Below are 16144 nucleotides of genomic sequence, written 5' to 3'. Positions count from 1 at the left end.
GACCGCCGCGCCCCTCACTCGCGCCGCAGAAAATGCACGCTGAACAGCTGCGCGGGGTCGCGCCACATGGCCACCGAGGCGAAGCCGCACTCACTTGCCAACGCCCGGAAGGTGCCAGGCGTGTATTTATAGGAGTTCTCGGTGTGCAGAGTTTCGCCGGCAGCGAAATCGAACACCCGGTCTTCAATGCGCACCTGCTGCTTCTGGCGGCTGACCAGGTGCATCTCGATGCGCGAGGCCTGCTCGTTGTAGAAGGCCCGATGCTCGAAGCGCTGCGGGTCGATGTCGCTGTCCAGTTCGGTGCGGATGCGCTCGAGCAGGTTGAGGTTGAACAGCGCGGTGACCCCGGCCGCATCGTTGTAGGCACGCTCCAGCACCTGGCGGTCCTTGACCAGATCCACGCCGATCAGCAAGCCACTGCCGGCCGGCAGCGCCTGGTGCAGATTACGCAAAAAGGCGCGCGCCTCGATGGGGTCGAAATTGCCGATGCTCGAGCCCGGAAAGAACGCCAACGGCCGCTGCCCCAATGCCTCGGCAGGCAGTTTCAGTGGCTGGCTGAAATCAGCGCACAGCGCGTGCACGTCCAGCCAGCGGTAGTCGGCGGCCAAGCGCCGCGTGCAGATATCGAGAAACTCGCGGGAGATATCGATGCCCAGGTAACGCGCCGGGCGCAGGGCTTCTAGCAGCAGGCGAATCTTGCGGCTGGCGCCACTGCCCAGCTCCACCAGGCTGGCGTTGCGCCCGGCCAGCTCGGCGATGGCGTCCGCGGCCAGGCGCAGGATGGTTTCCTCCGTGCGCGTCGGGTAGTACTCCGGCTGCTGGCAGATCAGCTCGAACAGTTGCGAGCCGCGGTGATCGTAGAAGAACTTCGGCGACATCGCCTTCGGGCTGGCCGCGAAGCCGCGCAAGGCTTCGTCACGCAGCGCCTGCTGTTCGAGGTTCTGGGGTTGTTCGTGGGTACGGATTGCCAGTGCCATGCTCAGAGCTCCTTGGCCAGGCGCAGGCCGGAAAACTGCCAGCGCATGGTGGGGTAGAAGAAGTTGCGATAGGTGGGGCGAACATGGTCTTCCGGCGTGGCGCAGCTGCCGCCGCGCAATACCATCTGCCCAGACATGAACTTGCCGTTGTACTCACCCAGGCTGCCGCCCAATGGGCGAAAGCCGGGGTACGGCCGGTAGGCGCTGGCGGTCCATTCCCACACATCGCCATACAGCTGCTGCAGGCCATCGCCCTGCCCCGCCGCCACCGGCTGCAGGTGATCGTTCTCCACGAAGTTGCCCCACACAGGCTCGTCCTGGGCGGCGACTTCCCACTCTTCCTCGCGTGGCAAGCGCGCTTGGGCCCAGGTGGCGAAGGCCTCGGCCTCGAAGTAGCTCAGGTGGCAGACCGGCGCAGCCAGATCCAGCTCACGCGGCCCGCCCAAGGTCAGCTCCAGCCAGTCGTCGCCCTCGCGCTGCCAGTACAGCGGCGCCTGCCAGCCGGCGCGCTGGATATGGTCCCAACCGTCCGCCAGCCACAGCGCCGTGCTGCGGTAACCGCCATCGCGGATGAACTCCAGATACTCGCCATTGCTCACTGGTCGATTAGCCAACTGAAAGGCCTCGACGAACACCCGGTGCTGCGGCCGCTCGCAATCGAAGGCAAAGCCCTCGCCGCTATAACCGACCTGGCGCAGCCCGGCGGGAAACTCGATCCAGCGCAGTTCGCTGGCTGCCCCGCCGCCCGGCTTGAGGTCATGCCGGTAAACCGGCCGCAGCGGGTTCTGCGCCAGGATGTGCTTGATGTCCATCAACAGCAGCTCCTGATGCTGCTGCTCGTGCTCCAGCCCCAGCTCGATGCGCTGCAAAACCTCGTCGGGCAACTCACCACCGCGATGGCTGAACAGCTGCTCCATGGCCAGATCGACATGGCTGCGATAGGCGTACACCTCGCTCACCGTCGGCCGCGACAACAACCCTCGCCGCGCCCGCTCGAAGGGCGTGCCGTGGGTCTTGTAGTAGGAGTTGAAGAGGTGGTCGTAGCGCTCGTCCAGCGGGCGGTAACCCGGCAGGAACGGCTGCAACACGAAGGCCTCGAAGAACCAGGTGACATGGGCCAGATGCCACTTCGGCGGGCTCACGTCTGGCATGCTCTGGATCACATGATCCTCGGCCTCCAGCGGCTCGCAAAGCCGCTCGCTGGCAGCGCGTACACGCTGGTAACGCTGCCATAGCTGCTCGACGTGCAACGGTGAAACGGCGATCCTGCTGGTGCGGTCTCGCATAACACGCATCCTGTGCCGGCGCCGCGAAACGCGACGGTTCTAGAGCCGACTGGATGGGGGTGGGAAAGGTTCAGGGAAAGTGGCTGGGTGGCGCGGATTGAAGCTAAAGCGCAGAGGTATAAACGCAAAAGCCGCGCAGTGCGTGGCTTTGAAGGTAGTGTTCCACACGGGCTCGAACTATGGATCAAAGGATTATGAGTTGACTCGAAACGCCGCGAGCCCAGTAAAATCGTGAAAAGCTCAGCGCAAGTAAAATAAGCTGAAGCCAGCGTCATTACTGGGCTTGAGCGTAATTTTGTAAAAGTGAAAGAAGCTAGGGACTGTACCGCCAGTGTACTGTTTTTTGTACCGCGACACGTTCAGGTTTTTGTGGGTTTCATTCTGCTAACTGTTAGCGCTCGATCCGAGCCTGCCATCTAGAGACAAATAAACCTGTCCCCCTTTATTTAGTTGTGGTGGCTTTAATTTAGTGTCCGTTACCAAGACTAAAGCACCCAGGTAGTCCTGGGTGCCTTTTTGAGTTTCCGTATTGCTACCTATCTTGACGCGTTTTTAATCAGCACCTTCAGCGAGTCAAACAACAGGTGCTGCACTTGGCAATTTTGCGGAAGAGTCAGTTGCGATTTGTAACTCCCGAGACGAGCACTCAATGTGATCAAGATGCTATGAGCCTCTATACCTTTATATAAAATCGCGCGTTTTTTATCGACTTTGTTCAGGAAGGCTTTTAGCCCAACGGGATATAGATCAGGCCGGAGAATTACGAAACAGTTAATTATCGACCATGCTGCATCAGAAGCTTTGACGAAAACCTCATCCGCATACCCCCTATGGAGCGTAGATAAAATATCTGTTAAGCCTACTAGATATGAGAGTGCTGTGTGAATATCTAGCTGAGAAGCATCTGTGTCGTCTGAGATCGAGAAAAGTGCCAGGGCAGCACTTTCCAAGGGGTTTCGTGCTTCAAGCTCACATAGCGACCACTCATAATAGAAGCCGCGCTCAGGGGGTGGGCCGCCGTATTTTCTGAATAATTCCAGAGCATCATCCGGGCTGTTTTCTTTTCGATAGAAGCTAGCAAGTTTTGTCAGTAGCTTGTAGTTGCTGGTATCAGTCTCCAGCAAGGCCCTTGATAACGAGGTGGCTACAGTATTTTTATCGTTTTCAAAGAACGTGTCGGCCATCTTAAAACGCCAAAACTCTAAATTTGCTACACGCTCGATCTTGGACTTTGCCTCTGCTGCAAGCGCCAAGTCGATAAATAGCGAGGCTGTATCCACTTCGAACTTTGTTTCTAAAACCTCAATAATCGCGTCGGCAATATATTTGTGTCTGGTGTAGATTGTCGTCGCTGTTCCTGTTGCGGCTGCTTCTTGTCCGAGCTTATTGATCACAACGTTTTTCAGCTTGGATATAGTCATACCCATTGCTGCTGCCAAAACATCGTAGGTGAGTTTCTCAAAGCCTTCAGCGTGCATTGCGGCAATATAAGCCAAAGCGTCCCTAAGCGTTTTCCCCAAGCTCACTTCTGTCTCTTCTAGCCTTGAAAGCATTTCTCCAGCATGGTCAAGTAACTTGCCATTATGCCGACTTAGCAAAAGAGCTCCGAAGAATGCACCAGATTTACTCCTAGACTCCTGTTTTGCAAAAAATCGCAGCTTTTCAACTCGGCTCGCAGTATCTAGGTTCGCCAAGCCACCTTCGCCTAGACCGCGGTCACCAAATGCCTCCCAGGCATGGATTATCTTTTCAGCATCGGCCTTATTCAAATCCTTGAGTACGATTTCTTTGTAGGTACAGGAGAAATTCCAAGGAATAGTATCGGCACCATTTGAACGCCAGTCTGAGTCCCTGCAAGCTAGTAAGAAATCGATTCTTCCTGTGTATCCAGCAAACCCGGATTCAGCAAAGCCCTGAATGTGTTTCGCAACTTGATCAGCCTCATCGACTACTATAAGCCAATTGTCATGTGTATTTAATACAGGTAGAAGGCTCTCCACATCAAATGGGCGTAGGTTATTTTTCCTGTACAAGATTCGTTTGGAAGGCTCTTGCTGGACTATTTCGTAGCTGGCTTGGAGTAGTGCCGTGGTTTTTCCTTCACAACCTGCTGCTAGCAATGTACAAACGCAAGGCAGGTTAGATACCTTAGCTACTAGTTTGTTGTAAGTGCTTACGATCTCGCCAACTATCTCTCTTCTGGGGATGGAGATTGACAACGAGACTTCCCAGGTTGGGCTTGCACCATCAAAGAAATAAATGGCTAGCTCTTCAGGGATAGGCTTTACGTATTCCTGTAGAATTTCAAGCTTTGTAATCTCCCAGCCTCCTGGGGGCGTAATTTTCTTTGGAGCTTGTATATCTAAGAGGGCAAACGGCTGGGGAAAATGAAAATGCCACTCATCGCGGACTCTATGTTCCTCTGGAAATCCATTCGAATTTAGCTTCCAAGTCTGCTCGTCGAAATTCCATGTGAATGGAGTGAGTGCAAGTGATTTTTTCTCCAGATTCGCGCGCCCCCACAGGATACTATTTTTCCATTTACTGGCTTCGCCAGCTTGGAATGAAGCTCCAGCCTGGATTGTCATAAAAGCCGAGCCATTCGCGTACTCAGGTTTCCCCCAGACTTTATGCATGTGCCCATATAAATATATAACATTGTGCCGAGCAAATAATGTTCTTATCGGCTCCGCATGCGAAGGAGAGTACCAGTCTAAAGGGTGGTGCCCTAACACGAACATGAGATCGCAATCGGCGCCTTGTTCCAAAGCATCTCTAACGAGTGGCACGCCAGGGGTCAACATTCCTTTATCGTCGCTATCCCGGCAAAGCCATGAGGTATTTATTCCGAGTATGCCAACTTTCTTATTACATAAATTGAACTCTCTGCGGTAGATTCCTTCTTTGCTCTCAAATGCAGATAAATCGCTAGCAAACGGAGATGTAATAAATCCTTTAATTCGTTCGACAAGACCGGAGCGATCTGTTAGCGACTCTATCGTAGGCTCGAAGTTACCGTTATCAAGTGATAGGTGTTCATTGCGGCCAAAATTCCGCTGTACCTCTCGCTGGACGTCGTGATTGCCTGGAACCAGGAAAATGTTGTCGATGAAGTCGTCACCAAAATGCGCTAAGAGTGGGAAGATCACGTAATCATTGAAGAGTGCGTATTCACGTGGCTGACCTGAATTAGCGATGTCTCCGGTGATAAATACCAGATCGGGTGGGCCTTCCTTTTTGCTCTGAGCGATAATGTGCTCAATGAGTTTTCGAGCCACCAGTGGTTGTTGGTAAGTGCTGTCTGGCTTTTTGCCAAAGTGAAAATCTGACAAGTGAAGCCATTTTAATTCGCTCACGCGCATCTCCTTTGCGTAACATCTATTTTATAAATTACGAGTGATAAGAGGACAGATTTATTTTCGATTACCTGTTGCCCAGTCAAAGGTTCGAATCGGTCAATCCAGCAAGGTCATCAGCACGCTGCTTGGTCATATCCAGAAAGCGCAAGGCGCTGTTGATGCGGTCGATACTGCTGCCCGTCAGGCTGTCTAGCAAGGTGCAATCAGCATCGCGGAGTTTCATCCATAGTCGCGTCGCGTCGCACAGTTGTGTTTGCTGTGCGAGTGTTAGCGCTTGCATTGCAGCTTTGTAGTTTAGGGTCAGGTTGTGCGGGCAGCGGTAGATTTGCTCATCCAGTTGCCGGTGGGCGAAGAAGCGCACCAAAAGCTCGCCGATATGGCCTTTGGCCCACGGCGATTTGAGCAGGCCGATAAGCAGGGCCGCGGGGATGAACCAGGCCAGCATGCCCCAGACCTGGCCGATAATCGGGCTGTAATCCATTTTCTTCCTTGAGCCGAGCGACTTGCAGAGCGCCCGGTTGCAGGGCGTGCAGGTGTGCCGAAATCCAATAGCCTGGCACTGGCCCGCATAATGGCTAATTGCTTTCAAGGACTCAAGGGGGGCGCGACCAATGTCCTATGCCGCGGTGGCCTACCAAGGGCTGGCAAGCTCAACGTATCTAAGGTGCTATCCGGTACCGCGTGCTGCGCCCGCCACCCGGCAGCCGCTCGATAAAGCCCTTCTCCAGCAGATCACTCAAGTGACGCGTCGCGGTGGCCTTGGAGACCTTGGCCACCGCCTGATATTGCGCTGCACTGATGCCGTCCTCGAAACCGCGCTCTCCACCGTCGAGCAGCCGGTTGAGTACTTTGATCTGCTGCGCCGATAGCGCTTGGCTGCGATGTGCTTGCCAAAAGCGTGCCTTTGCCAGCACTCGGTCGATACGCGCGAGCGCCTGCTGCAAACTCTGGAGCAATGTGTCGAGAAACCACTGCAGCCAGGCGGTGATATCCAGGCCGCCTTTCTGACTGAGTTCGAGGATGCGGTAGTAACCGGCACGGTCGTCGAGGATGCTCGCCGACATGGCGTAAAAGCGGATGGCCTGTTGCTCGCCCTGGGCCAAAGCCAGATCGGTGATGGCGCGAGTCAGCCGACCGTTGCCGTCATCGAAGGGATGCAGGGTGACGAACCAGAGATGGGCGATACCAGCGCGTAGAAAGGGGTCGAGGCCGGCATCGCGGCGGCTGCTCTCGAACCAGGCGAGAAAGCCGGCCAGTTGCGCTTCCAGCCCTGCACGGGGCGGCGCTTCGAAATGGACGGTTGGTTGGTCGATGCGACCGGAAACCACCTGCATGGGCTCTTCGCCACGCAGTGCGCCGATGTGCAGCGGGCGAGCCTGCAATTGGTCATCGCCCGGGAATAGCCAGCGGTGCCAGGTGAACAACCGTTGCTCGTCCAGCGCCTCGCGATGCCCACACGTGGCATCGAACAGCAAGTGCACCAGGCCTTCGGAGCGTGAGGTGGTGCGGCCTTCTTCTTTCAGACCCAGGCGCCGCGCCAGCGATGAACGCACCGAGCCGACATTCAGCTGCTCGCCCTCGATAGCTGATGAGGTGACGATGTTCTGCAGCATGGCATCCAGGCTGCTCTGAACTTCGGTATCAACGCCCAGCGCGCCGAGCATGCCCAACAAACGCCCCTGCGCCTGACCACAAGCGCGCAGCAGTGGCGCAAGCGTTTCCGCTTGCCAGCTGAAATGCGGCCAGTCGGACTGCTGCCAGATCCAGAGGGGGTCATTCATGGGCTTGCTCATTTGTGAGCCGATTAACGAGCCTATTCGGCTCATATGATGAGCCGATAATGCCGGCTATTCGGCTCACTGTCTAACGAGCAGTACAGCGGTGTGGACACTTTGTGGCCAGCATGTCGAGGCGAGACGCGTCGAAGCTCATATGCCATAAACGCAAAAGCCGCGCAGTGCGCGGCTTCGAAGGTGGTGGGCCCACACGGACTCGAACCGTGGACCAAAGGATTATGAGTCCTCTGCTCTAACCAACTGAGCTATAGGCCCCCAGAAGGCTGGCGGAGTATACCGATGCACTCTGCCGAGTGCCAATCCGATACGCCGTGGCGCGTGCGAACGCCCGAGCGGGCGCGTCCGGAGGCAAACGATTGCGTGCTCAAAGCGCAGCAAAACCGCGTGCAATCCCCCCGTTGCTTTGTTCATAATTTGCACGACGTTCCTATCCCGCCGTGCCTTTCACGCTGACGATACGAGCCCAACCAGCCTAGCCGGGCCCGTACCTTGACGAGTCAGACCTCCAAGATCACTTACCTCAGACGCCTGGTCGCGATCATGACCAGCGTGGTGGGCGTGGCCGTGCTGCTGCTCACCTACCTTCAGGTCGAGTGGGACAAGCACGAGGCGCTGCGCCAGCACGTGGCCGATATGGAGAACCTGTCGACGGCGCTGACCCGGCAGGCCGAGTCGACCATTCGCGATGCGCATACGGTGTTGATCGGCATTCAGCGCAAGCTGCAGATATCCGGGTATGACGCAGAGAACCTGCAGGAAGTGCTTGAGGTGGCACGCGCTCAATCGGCGATCCTGGCCGATGTGGAAGGCTTTACCGTGCTCGACGCAAACGGCCATCCGTTGCTCACAACGGTGCCCAACGCCACCACCAACTATACGGCGCTGGATCGGGACTATTTCACGGTACACAGCACCAATCAGGTCAAAGGCCTGCATATCGGCGCGCCCATCCAGAGCCGCATGAGCGGCGACTGGGTGATATCTCTGACGCTGCGCCTGAGCGATGCCGACGGCGAGTTTCGTGGCGTGGTGCTGGCCACGCTGCTGGTCCAGCACTTCGTGGATTTCTACCGCAGTATCGAGGTCGGCAGCGAGGGCGTGATCGGTATGGTCAAGCGCGACGGCACCTTGCTGGTCAGGTCGCGAGAGTCAGCGCAAAACGCCGGCCTGAACATGTCCAAGAGCCCGGTGCTGCGTGCGGTCAATGACGACGGCGTGAAGCGCGGCAGCATGGTGCTCACGGCGATGATCGATGGGGTGAAGCGCATCTATGGCTTCGACACCAGCGACGAGTACCCGATCCTGGTGGCCGCCTCCCTGGGCGAAGAGCAGGCGATGGCCGCCTGGCGCAGCCGCGCACTGCAAACCTGGTCACTGAGCGGCGGTGTACTGGTCATCCTGCTCTCCATGGGCTGGCTGATCTGGCGTGCCCTGGGCCGCCAGGGGCGCATGGAGGCGCGCCTGCAGAGCATGCACCGCGACCTGGCGCTGGCCAACCACGCGCTGGAGATCATCGCCGGTGAGGACGCGCTGACCGGCCTGGCCAACCGCCGGCGCCTGGACGAAGCGCTGCGCGTCGCCTTCCAGTCCGCTGCCGCCCAGCGCCAGCCACTGTCGTTCGCGCTGCTGGACGTGGACTACTTCAAGCGCTTCAACGACCAGTACGGCCACCCGGCCGGTGACGAAGCGCTCAAGCAGGTCGCCGCGGTGCTCAAGCGCCACGCCCGGCGCAGCGCGGACACCACCGCGCGCTACGGTGGTGAGGAACTGGCGCTGATTCTGCCGGCTGCCGAAAGCGCCTCGGCCATGGCGGTGGCCGAGCGCATCCGCGCCGATGTCGAGGCGTTGGCGATCGCCAACCAGGGCTCGCCGTACGCCAACCTCACCCTGAGCATCGGCGTCGCTTCCTGCATTCCGGGGCAGACGATGCAGGCACCTGCCGAGCTGGTCGCCGCAGCCGACGTCGCCCTGTACGCAGCCAAGAGCGCAGGCCGCAACCGCGTGGCGCTGAGCGAACAGCCCGGCTGATCTGCCCTCTCGGCGATGCCCAGCTTTTTGCTGGGCAACGACTACAAAAACGCTAATTTCGCTATCCCCCTCCTCTGAACACAATGGCCTCAACGCACGAACGGCTCGTGCGCCCCGGCCAGGGCCATCCCTGTGCACGGGCGCCGGGCCTCCTTCAGAGGGACGCAACGATGGCTGTCGAAACAACCCGAACAGACACCCTGGTGGTGGGCGCCGGCCAGGCCGGCGTGGCGATGAGCGAGCACCTGACCAAACTCGGTGTGCCACACCTGGTGCTGGAGCGCGAGCGCATCGCCGAGCGCTGGCGCACCATGCGCTGGGATTCGCTGGTGGCCAACGGCCCGGCCTGGCATGATCGCTTTCCTGGTCTGGAATTCGACATCGACGATGACGCCTTTCCGGGCAAGGAGCAGGTGGCCGCCTACTTCGAAGCCTATGCGCGCAGCTTCGACGCACCGATCCGCACCGGCGTGGAAGTGCACAAGGTCCGCCGCAACGCCAATCGCCCCGGCTTTACCGTGGAAACCTCCGAGGGCGTGATCGAGGCCAATCGCGTGGTGGCCGCCACCGGCCCCTTCCAGCGCCCGGTGATTCCGGCCATCGCGCCGCAGGACGAACGCCTCACGCAGATCCACTCCGCCGAGTACCGCAACCCGCAGCAACTGCCCGCAGGTGCCGTGCTGGTGGTGGGCGCTGGCTCGTCGGGCACGCAGATCGCCGATGAGCTGATGCAGTCCGGCCGCCAGGTTTACCTCTCCGTCGGCGCCCATGACCGACCGCCGCGCAGCTACCGCAACCGAGACTTCTGCTGGTGGCTGGGCGTGCTCGGCGAGTGGGACCAGGAGACGCCGAAAGCCGGCCGCGAACACGTGACCATCGCAGTCAGCGGCGCCTATGGCGGCAAGACCATCGACTTCCGCCGCCTGGCTCACCAGGGCATGACGCTGGTCGGCCTGACCCGCTCGTTCGACGACGGCGTGGTGCAGTTCGCCGACGACCTGGCCGACAACATCCGCCGCGGCGACGAGAACTATCTGGCGCTGCTCGATGCGGCGGACGCCTACGTGAAACGCAACGGCCTCGACCTGCCGGAAGAACCGCAAGCGCGCATCATCCCGGCCTATCCCGCGTGCATGAGCGAGCCGCTGCGCGAGCTGGATCTGATCGCGGCCGGGGTGACGTCGATCATCTGGGCGACCGGTTTCGCCACCGATTTCAGCTGGCTGGAAGCCGACACCTTCGATGCCAACGGCAAGCCCCAGCATCAACGCGGCGTGTCCCGCGAGCCGGGCATCTATTTCCTCGGCCTGCCGTGGCTGTCGCGCCGTGGCTCGTCGTTCATCTGGGGCGTGTGGCACGACGCCAAGCACGTCGCCGACCACATCGCCACGCAGCGCAAATACACCGCCTACCGCGATGCCGAGCAGCGCCAGGCCGACGCCCCCATCACCCGCCTGCAGGGAGTCAAATGATGCCCACCCATACCCGTATCCGCATGTTCAACACCAAGGACACCTACCCCAACCAGGCCCTGGACAACGATCTGTGCCAGGCCGTGCGCGCCGGCAACACGGTGTACGTGCGCGGCCAGGTGGGCACCGACTTCGACGGCAACCTGGTCGGCCTCGGCGACCCGCAGGCGCAGACCGAGCAGGCCATGAAGAACCTCAAGCAGTTGCTCGAAGAAGCCGGCAGTGACCTGTCCCATATCGTCAAGACCACTACCTACATCATCGACCCGCGCTACCGCGAGCCGGTGTACAAGGAGGTCGGCAAATGGCTCAAGGGCGTGTTCCCGATTTCCACCGGGCTGGTGGTGTCGGCCCTCGGCCAGCCGCAGTGGCTGATGGAGATCGACGTGATCGCGGTGATCCCGGACGACTGGCAGGCCAAATAAGGAGGCGCGCATGACCTTTTCCATCGTCGGGCGCTGCCCGGAAACCGGCCAGCTGGGCATCGCCATCAGCTCGTCGAGCATCGCCGTCGGCGCCCGCTGCCCCTGGCTAAGGGCCGGAGTCGGTGCGGTGGCCACCCAGAACGTCACCCTGCCCGCCCTCGGCCCGCAGATTCTCGACCTGCTGGAGCAGCAGGCACTGGAACCAGGCGACGCCTTGCAGCGCGCGCTGGGCGCCAATGGCTGGAGCCAGTATCGCCAGGTGACGGTGATCGACAGCCAGGGTCGCACCGCCTTGTTCAGCGGTAAGGAAGCGCTGGGGCTGTACAACGCGGTGGCCGGCGAGCAGTGCGTGGCAGCCGGCAATCTGCTGGCGAGCGAGGCGGTGATCCAGGCCATGGTCGAGGCCTTCGAGAACGCCAGCGGGCAACTGGCCGACCGCCTGCTCGCCGCCATGCACGGGGCGATGGCCGCCGGCGGCGAGGCCGGCCCGGTGCACTCGGCGGCGCTCAAGGTGGTAGGCGATCTGGTCTGGCCGATCATCGACCTGCGTGTCGACTGGGCGGACGAAGACCCCATCGGCCAGCTCGACGGTCTGTGGCAAGCTTACCGGCCACAGATGCAGGATTACCTGACCCGCGCCCTCGACCCGACGGCAGCGCCAAGCTATGGAGTACCAGGTGATGAATGAGCCGACCAGCCGCGCCCTGCTCGAGCGGCTGATCGGTTTTGCCACGGTCAGCCGTGATTCCAACCTGGAGCTGATCGAATTCATCCGCGAGTACCTGGCGGGCTTTGGCGTGGACAGCGAGCTGTTCCATAACGCCGAAGGCACCAAGGCCAATCTGTTCGCCACCATCGGCCCGAAGGATCGCGGCGGCGTGGTGTTGTCCGGCCACACCGACGTGGTGCCGGTCGACGGCCAGGCCTGGACGGTTGCGCCGTTCCAGCTGAGCGAGCGCGACGGGCGCCTGTACGGCCGCGGCACCGCGGACATGAAAGGTTTCATCGCCTGCGTGCTGGCCGCGGTGCCGAGCCTGGTGCAACGGCCGCTGCAGGTGCCGGTGCACCTGGCGTTTTCCTATGACGAGGAAGTCGGCTGCCTGGGCGTGCGCTCGATGCTCGCCGAACTGGAAAAACGCCCGCACAAACCCACCCTGTGCCTGATCGGCGAGCCCACCGAACTCAAGCCCGTGCTCGGCCACAAGGGCAAGCTGGCGATGCGCTGCGAAGTGCACGGCGCGGCCTGTCACTCGGCCTACGCGCCCTATGGCGTGAACGCCATCGAATACGCGGCGCGGCTGATCGGCCATCTGGGTGACATCGGCGCGCGCCTGGCCCAGCCCGAGCACCACGATGCGCGCTTCGACCCGCCCTTCTCCACCGTGCAGACCGGCGTGATCAAGGGCGGTCGCGCCCTGAACATCGTGCCAGCTGAGTGCGAGTTCGATTTCGAGGTGCGCGCACTGCCAGGCTTCGACGCGCAGCGCGTGGCGGACGAGCTGCAGCGCTACGCCGCCGAGCAACTGCTGCCGAAGATGCAGACGGTGAGCGCCGCCAGCGATATTCGGCTACAGCCACTGAGCGCCTACCCGGGCCTCGCCACACCGCCGGATAGCGAAGCGGCGCGGTTGCTGGCCAGGCTCTGTGGCTCGAACGATTTCGGCACCGTGGCCTTCGGCACCGAAGGCGGTCTGTTCGAAGGCGCAGGCATCCCAACAGTAGTCTGCGGCCCCGGCAGCATGGACCAGGGCCACAAGCCCGACGAGTTCGTCAGCCTGGAACAGCTGCGGGGCTGTGATGCGCTACTGCAGCGGTTGGCGGATTACCTCTGCGAGCCGGGCTGAACCGCAACCTGTAGCCCGATGTTGAGCAACGCGATACCCGGGGCATGTTCACTGGGTATCGCTGCGCTCAACCCAGGCTACGAAACGGCAGGCTATCTACGCGCTCCGAGATGAACTCCAACCCGTAGCCTGGGTTGAGCAACGCGATACCCAGGGATTTTTCCCGGGTTTCACTGCGCTCGACCCGGGCAGCCCGAGCACCGCCCTATCGCGCAGCTTGCTCGCTCAGTTCGCCCAACCGTTCCCGGCAAAAATCCACGAACAACTGCGCCGGCTTGGTCAGTTGGCTGCGCTTGAGGCGAGCCGCCACCAGCCCGGAGGTGGCGACGGGTTCGGTGATGTCCACGGTGACCACGCGCTTGCCATCGTAGGTGCATTCGGAATGCGGCTTGGTGACCAGCAGCGAGAAGCCGAAGCCCTGGCCGACCATGCCGCGCACCATCTCGATGGACGGTGAGCTGAAGACGATATTGGGCGTCAGCCCCAGTTCGTGGAACAGGCTGACGAAGTAGGTTCGGCTGGGCTGCACGTCGAGCAGGATCATCGGCTCCAGGCACAGGTCGCGCAGTGATACCTGAGCCTGGCCGGCGAAACGGTGCTGCTCGGGCAGCAGCACGTAGGGTTTCTGCGGCGGCATCAGTGGCTCGGTGGCGATGGTGCCATCGAGGTCGTGCTCGTAGAGAAACGCCAGGTCGAACGAGCCGGCGGTGAGGCCCTGCACCAGCTCCTGCTGCTCACCATCGCGAATGCGGATATCCACGCCCGGGTAGCGCTCGCGAAAGCCGGCGATCAGTTGCGGCAGGTACAGCGGCGCGACGGTTTCGAAGCAGCCGATGTCGATCTGCCCGGCGACGATATCGTTGTCGGCCAGGGCGTTCTGCTCGAACTCGCGGGCCATGCGCAGCAATTGCTGGGCCTTCTCGTAGAAGCGCGCGCCGCTGGGCGTCAACGACACGCCCTGGGCGTGATGGCGGATGAACAGTTGCACGCCGAAGCTTTCTTCCAGCCCCTTGATCGCCGTGGAGATGGACGGCTGGGCGATGTACAGCTGGCGTGACGCCTCGGCCACGCTGCCCGCTTCCACCGTGGTGACGAAGTACTTGAGTTGCCGCAGGGTATAGGAAGCCACGTGTCCGATCTCAGCGTGATGGTTGCCTGCACCTTACTCCAACACGGCGCCCTGGCGGGGCTCTGCCTTGCAAAGGTTTTTCGTAAGTCCCGAGCATATTTTTACTAATTTTCCTTCGCGCCGGACTGACGCACCATGGCCCTCACCTGAACGACAGTTCCCGCCCAGCACGCACTCAGGGCGGCACAACAACAAAGATTCTGCTGACGCGTGACACAACGCGCAGCTTCGCCGCTTCGGCCCTACTGCCCCTGTTCTCACTACAACGAAAAAACAGCGAGGGAGTTTCCATGTTCAAGCACTTGCGTCCATCCATCCGCGCCGCCATCGGCCTGTCCCTGCTGGCGGGCGCCAGCAGCGCTGCACTGGCCGCCGACAGCATCACGGTGATCTCCTTCGGCGGCGCTACCAAGGTCGCGCAGACCGCCGCCTACTTCAAACCCTTCGAGCAGAGCGGCGCCGGCCGTGTGGTGGCCGGCGAGTACAACGGCGAACTGTCCAAGGTCAAAGCCATGGTCGATGTCGGCCAGGTGACCTGGGATGTGGTCGAGGTGGAAAGCCCCGAGCTGCAGCGCGGCTGCGAAGAGGGCCTTTTCGAGCGCATCGACCCGGCCATTCTCGGCGATGCCAACCAGTACATTCCCGGCACCGTGAGCGAGTGCGGCGTGGCCACCTACGTATGGTCGATGGTGATGGCCTACAACGGTGACAAACTTAAAACCGCACCCACCTCCTGGGCGGATTTCTGGGACCTGGAGAAATTTCCCGGCAAACGTGGCCTGCGCAAGAGCGCCAAGTACACCCTGGAAGCCGCCCTGCTGGCCGACGGCGTGAGCCGCGAGGACCTCTACAAGGTGCTGGGCACGAAGGAAGGCGTCGACCGCGCCTTCAAGAAGCTGGACGCCATCAAGGGTTCGATCCAGTGGTGGGAAGCCGGCGCGCAACCGCCGCAGTGGCTGCTGGCCGGTGACGTGACCCTGTCCGCCGCCTACAACGGCCGTATCGGTGTGGCACAGAAGGAAGGCGCCAACCTGAAGATCTCCTGGAACGGCAGCCTGTACGACCCCGAGCACTGGGCCATCGTCAAGGGCAGCCCGAACAAGGCGCTGGCCGAGCGCTTCATCAAGTTCGCCAGCCAGGCCGACACCCAGAAGGTGTTCTCCAGCCAGATCCCCTATGGCCCGGTGCACAAAGAGACGCTGCCACAACTGCCGGCCGATGTGCAGGCGCAACTGCCGACCGCCGAGGCCAACATGGCCGGCGCGCAACTGGTCAACGCCGAGTTCTGGATCGACCATGGCGAGGAGCTGGAGGAACGCTTCAACGCCTGGGCCGCGCGCTGATCGACTAGCTTCATGAACGAAAACGCGGGCCATGGCCCGCGTTTTTTCGTCTCAGTCGGGCTGGCGAGCATCGGCACTCCTCGCAGGAGCGTCGACCTCGGCGCGAATTCGATTGTGGCCTTGCTGCAAAAACGACGTCGTACACACGATTCGCCGCGGGGCGCAGCTTCCATAATGATCGTGAGCAACCCAACGACCGCGTAGGAGCGTCGACCTCGGCGCGAATTCGATTGTGGCCTTGCTGCAAAAACGACGTCGTACATACGATTCGCCGCGGGGGGCGGCTCCCACAATGATCGTGCGCAACCCAACGACAGCGTAGGAGCGTCGACCTCGGCGCGAATTCGGATTGTGGCCTTGCTGCAAAAACGACGTCGTACACACGATTCGCTGCGGGGCGCAGCTCCCACAATGATCGTGAGCAACCCAACGACCGCGTAGGAACGTCGACCTCGGCGCGAATTCGATTGTGGCCTTGCTGCAAA

The 16144-nt window shown here is 60.7% G+C and carries 12 protein-coding genes, 1 tRNA gene and 1 pseudogene; 6 read left to right on the top strand and 8 right to left on the bottom strand.

All coding sequences use genetic code 11. The features are described from left to right. Positions 1–14: 14 nt before the first annotated feature. The 7 genes and pseudogenes from egtD to BVH06_RS01820 all read right to left on the bottom strand — a co-directional run bounded on the left by egtD (position 15) and on the right by BVH06_RS01820 (position 7673). Positions 15–977, bottom strand: coding sequence for an L-histidine N(alpha)-methyltransferase (gene egtD / locus BVH06_RS01845; RefSeq protein WP_075932985.1), 963 nt, complete (start codon positions 975–977; stop codon positions 15–17). 2 nt (positions 978–979) lie between these two features. After that, complete coding sequence (gene egtB / locus BVH06_RS01840) at positions 980–2263, bottom strand: ergothioneine biosynthesis protein EgtB (protein ID WP_075932984.1); 1284 nt, start codon at positions 2261–2263, stop codon at positions 980–982. A gap of 536 nt (positions 2264–2799) precedes the next feature. Continuing rightward, on the bottom strand, positions 2800–5619 hold the full coding sequence (locus BVH06_RS01835) for a metallophosphoesterase (protein WP_168172876.1): 2820 nt from the start codon (positions 5617–5619) through the stop codon (positions 2800–2802). Between the two features lie 82 nt (positions 5620–5701). After that, positions 5702–5926, bottom strand: a complete 225-nt coding sequence (locus BVH06_RS26180; protein ID WP_371915261.1) for a lysozyme inhibitor LprI family protein — start codon at positions 5924–5926, stop codon at positions 5702–5704. Then, positions 5915–6103: pseudogene (locus BVH06_RS26175) on the bottom strand (nuclease); the annotation flags it as partial. The gene BVH06_RS26180 and the pseudogene BVH06_RS26175, both read right to left, overlap by 12 nt. A gap of 178 nt (positions 6104–6281) precedes the next feature. Beyond that, a complete protein-coding gene (locus BVH06_RS01825) occupies positions 6282–7403 on the bottom strand; it encodes a Fic family protein (protein ID WP_075932982.1) in 1122 nt (373 codons plus the stop codon). Positions 7404–7596: 193 nt separating this feature from the next. After that, positions 7597–7673, bottom strand: a tRNA-Ile gene (locus tag BVH06_RS01820). Between the two features lie 234 nt (positions 7674–7907). Between BVH06_RS01820 and BVH06_RS01815 the strand changes: the two genes are divergently transcribed. The 5 genes from BVH06_RS01815 (at position 7908) to argE (ending at position 13187) form a co-directional block, all read left to right on the top strand. Next, the gene (locus BVH06_RS01815; RefSeq protein WP_139315537.1) at positions 7908–9446 is read left to right on the top strand and encodes a diguanylate cyclase; all 1539 of its coding nucleotides are present in this window, start codon (positions 7908–7910) and stop codon (positions 9444–9446) included. Between the two features lie 170 nt (positions 9447–9616). Further along, positions 9617–10918 carry an NAD(P)/FAD-dependent oxidoreductase gene (locus BVH06_RS01810; RefSeq protein ID WP_075932980.1) on the top strand — a complete coding sequence of 434 codons (1302 nt, stop codon included), beginning with the start codon at positions 9617–9619 and terminating at the stop codon, positions 10916–10918. Beyond that, positions 10918–11343, top strand: a complete 426-nt coding sequence (locus BVH06_RS01805) for a RidA family protein (RefSeq protein ID WP_073262277.1) — start codon at positions 10918–10920, stop codon at positions 11341–11343. The genes BVH06_RS01810 and BVH06_RS01805 overlap by 1 nt, the downstream gene beginning before the upstream one ends. A 10-nt stretch (positions 11344–11353) precedes the next feature. Beyond that, on the top strand, positions 11354–12031 hold the full coding sequence (locus tag BVH06_RS01800; protein WP_027903048.1) for a DUF1028 domain-containing protein: 678 nt from the start codon (positions 11354–11356) through the stop codon (positions 12029–12031). Further along, on the top strand, positions 12024–13187 hold the full coding sequence (gene argE, locus BVH06_RS01795) for an acetylornithine deacetylase (RefSeq protein WP_075932979.1): 1164 nt from the start codon (positions 12024–12026) through the stop codon (positions 13185–13187). Before BVH06_RS01800 ends, argE begins: the two co-directional genes overlap by 8 nt. 205 nt (positions 13188–13392) lie before the next feature. On the opposite strand, the gene BVH06_RS01790 is transcribed toward argE, so the two are convergent. Continuing rightward, positions 13393–14316: a LysR family transcriptional regulator gene (locus BVH06_RS01790; protein WP_075929294.1), complete on the bottom strand. Its 924-nt coding sequence runs from the start codon at positions 14314–14316 to the stop codon at positions 13393–13395. A gap of 290 nt (positions 14317–14606) precedes the next feature. Between BVH06_RS01790 and BVH06_RS01785 the strand changes: the two genes are divergently transcribed. Further along, positions 14607–15659: an ABC transporter substrate-binding protein gene (locus BVH06_RS01785; protein ID WP_075932978.1), complete on the top strand. Its 1053-nt coding sequence runs from the start codon at positions 14607–14609 to the stop codon at positions 15657–15659. Positions 15660–16144 lie beyond the last annotated feature (485 nt).

It is taken from the genome of Pseudomonas sp. PA27(2017) (genome assembly GCF_001945445.1).
Taxonomy (GTDB): Bacteria; Pseudomonadota; Gammaproteobacteria; order Pseudomonadales; family Pseudomonadaceae; genus Aquipseudomonas.
This window is presented reverse-complemented; position numbering and strand designations above follow the sequence as displayed.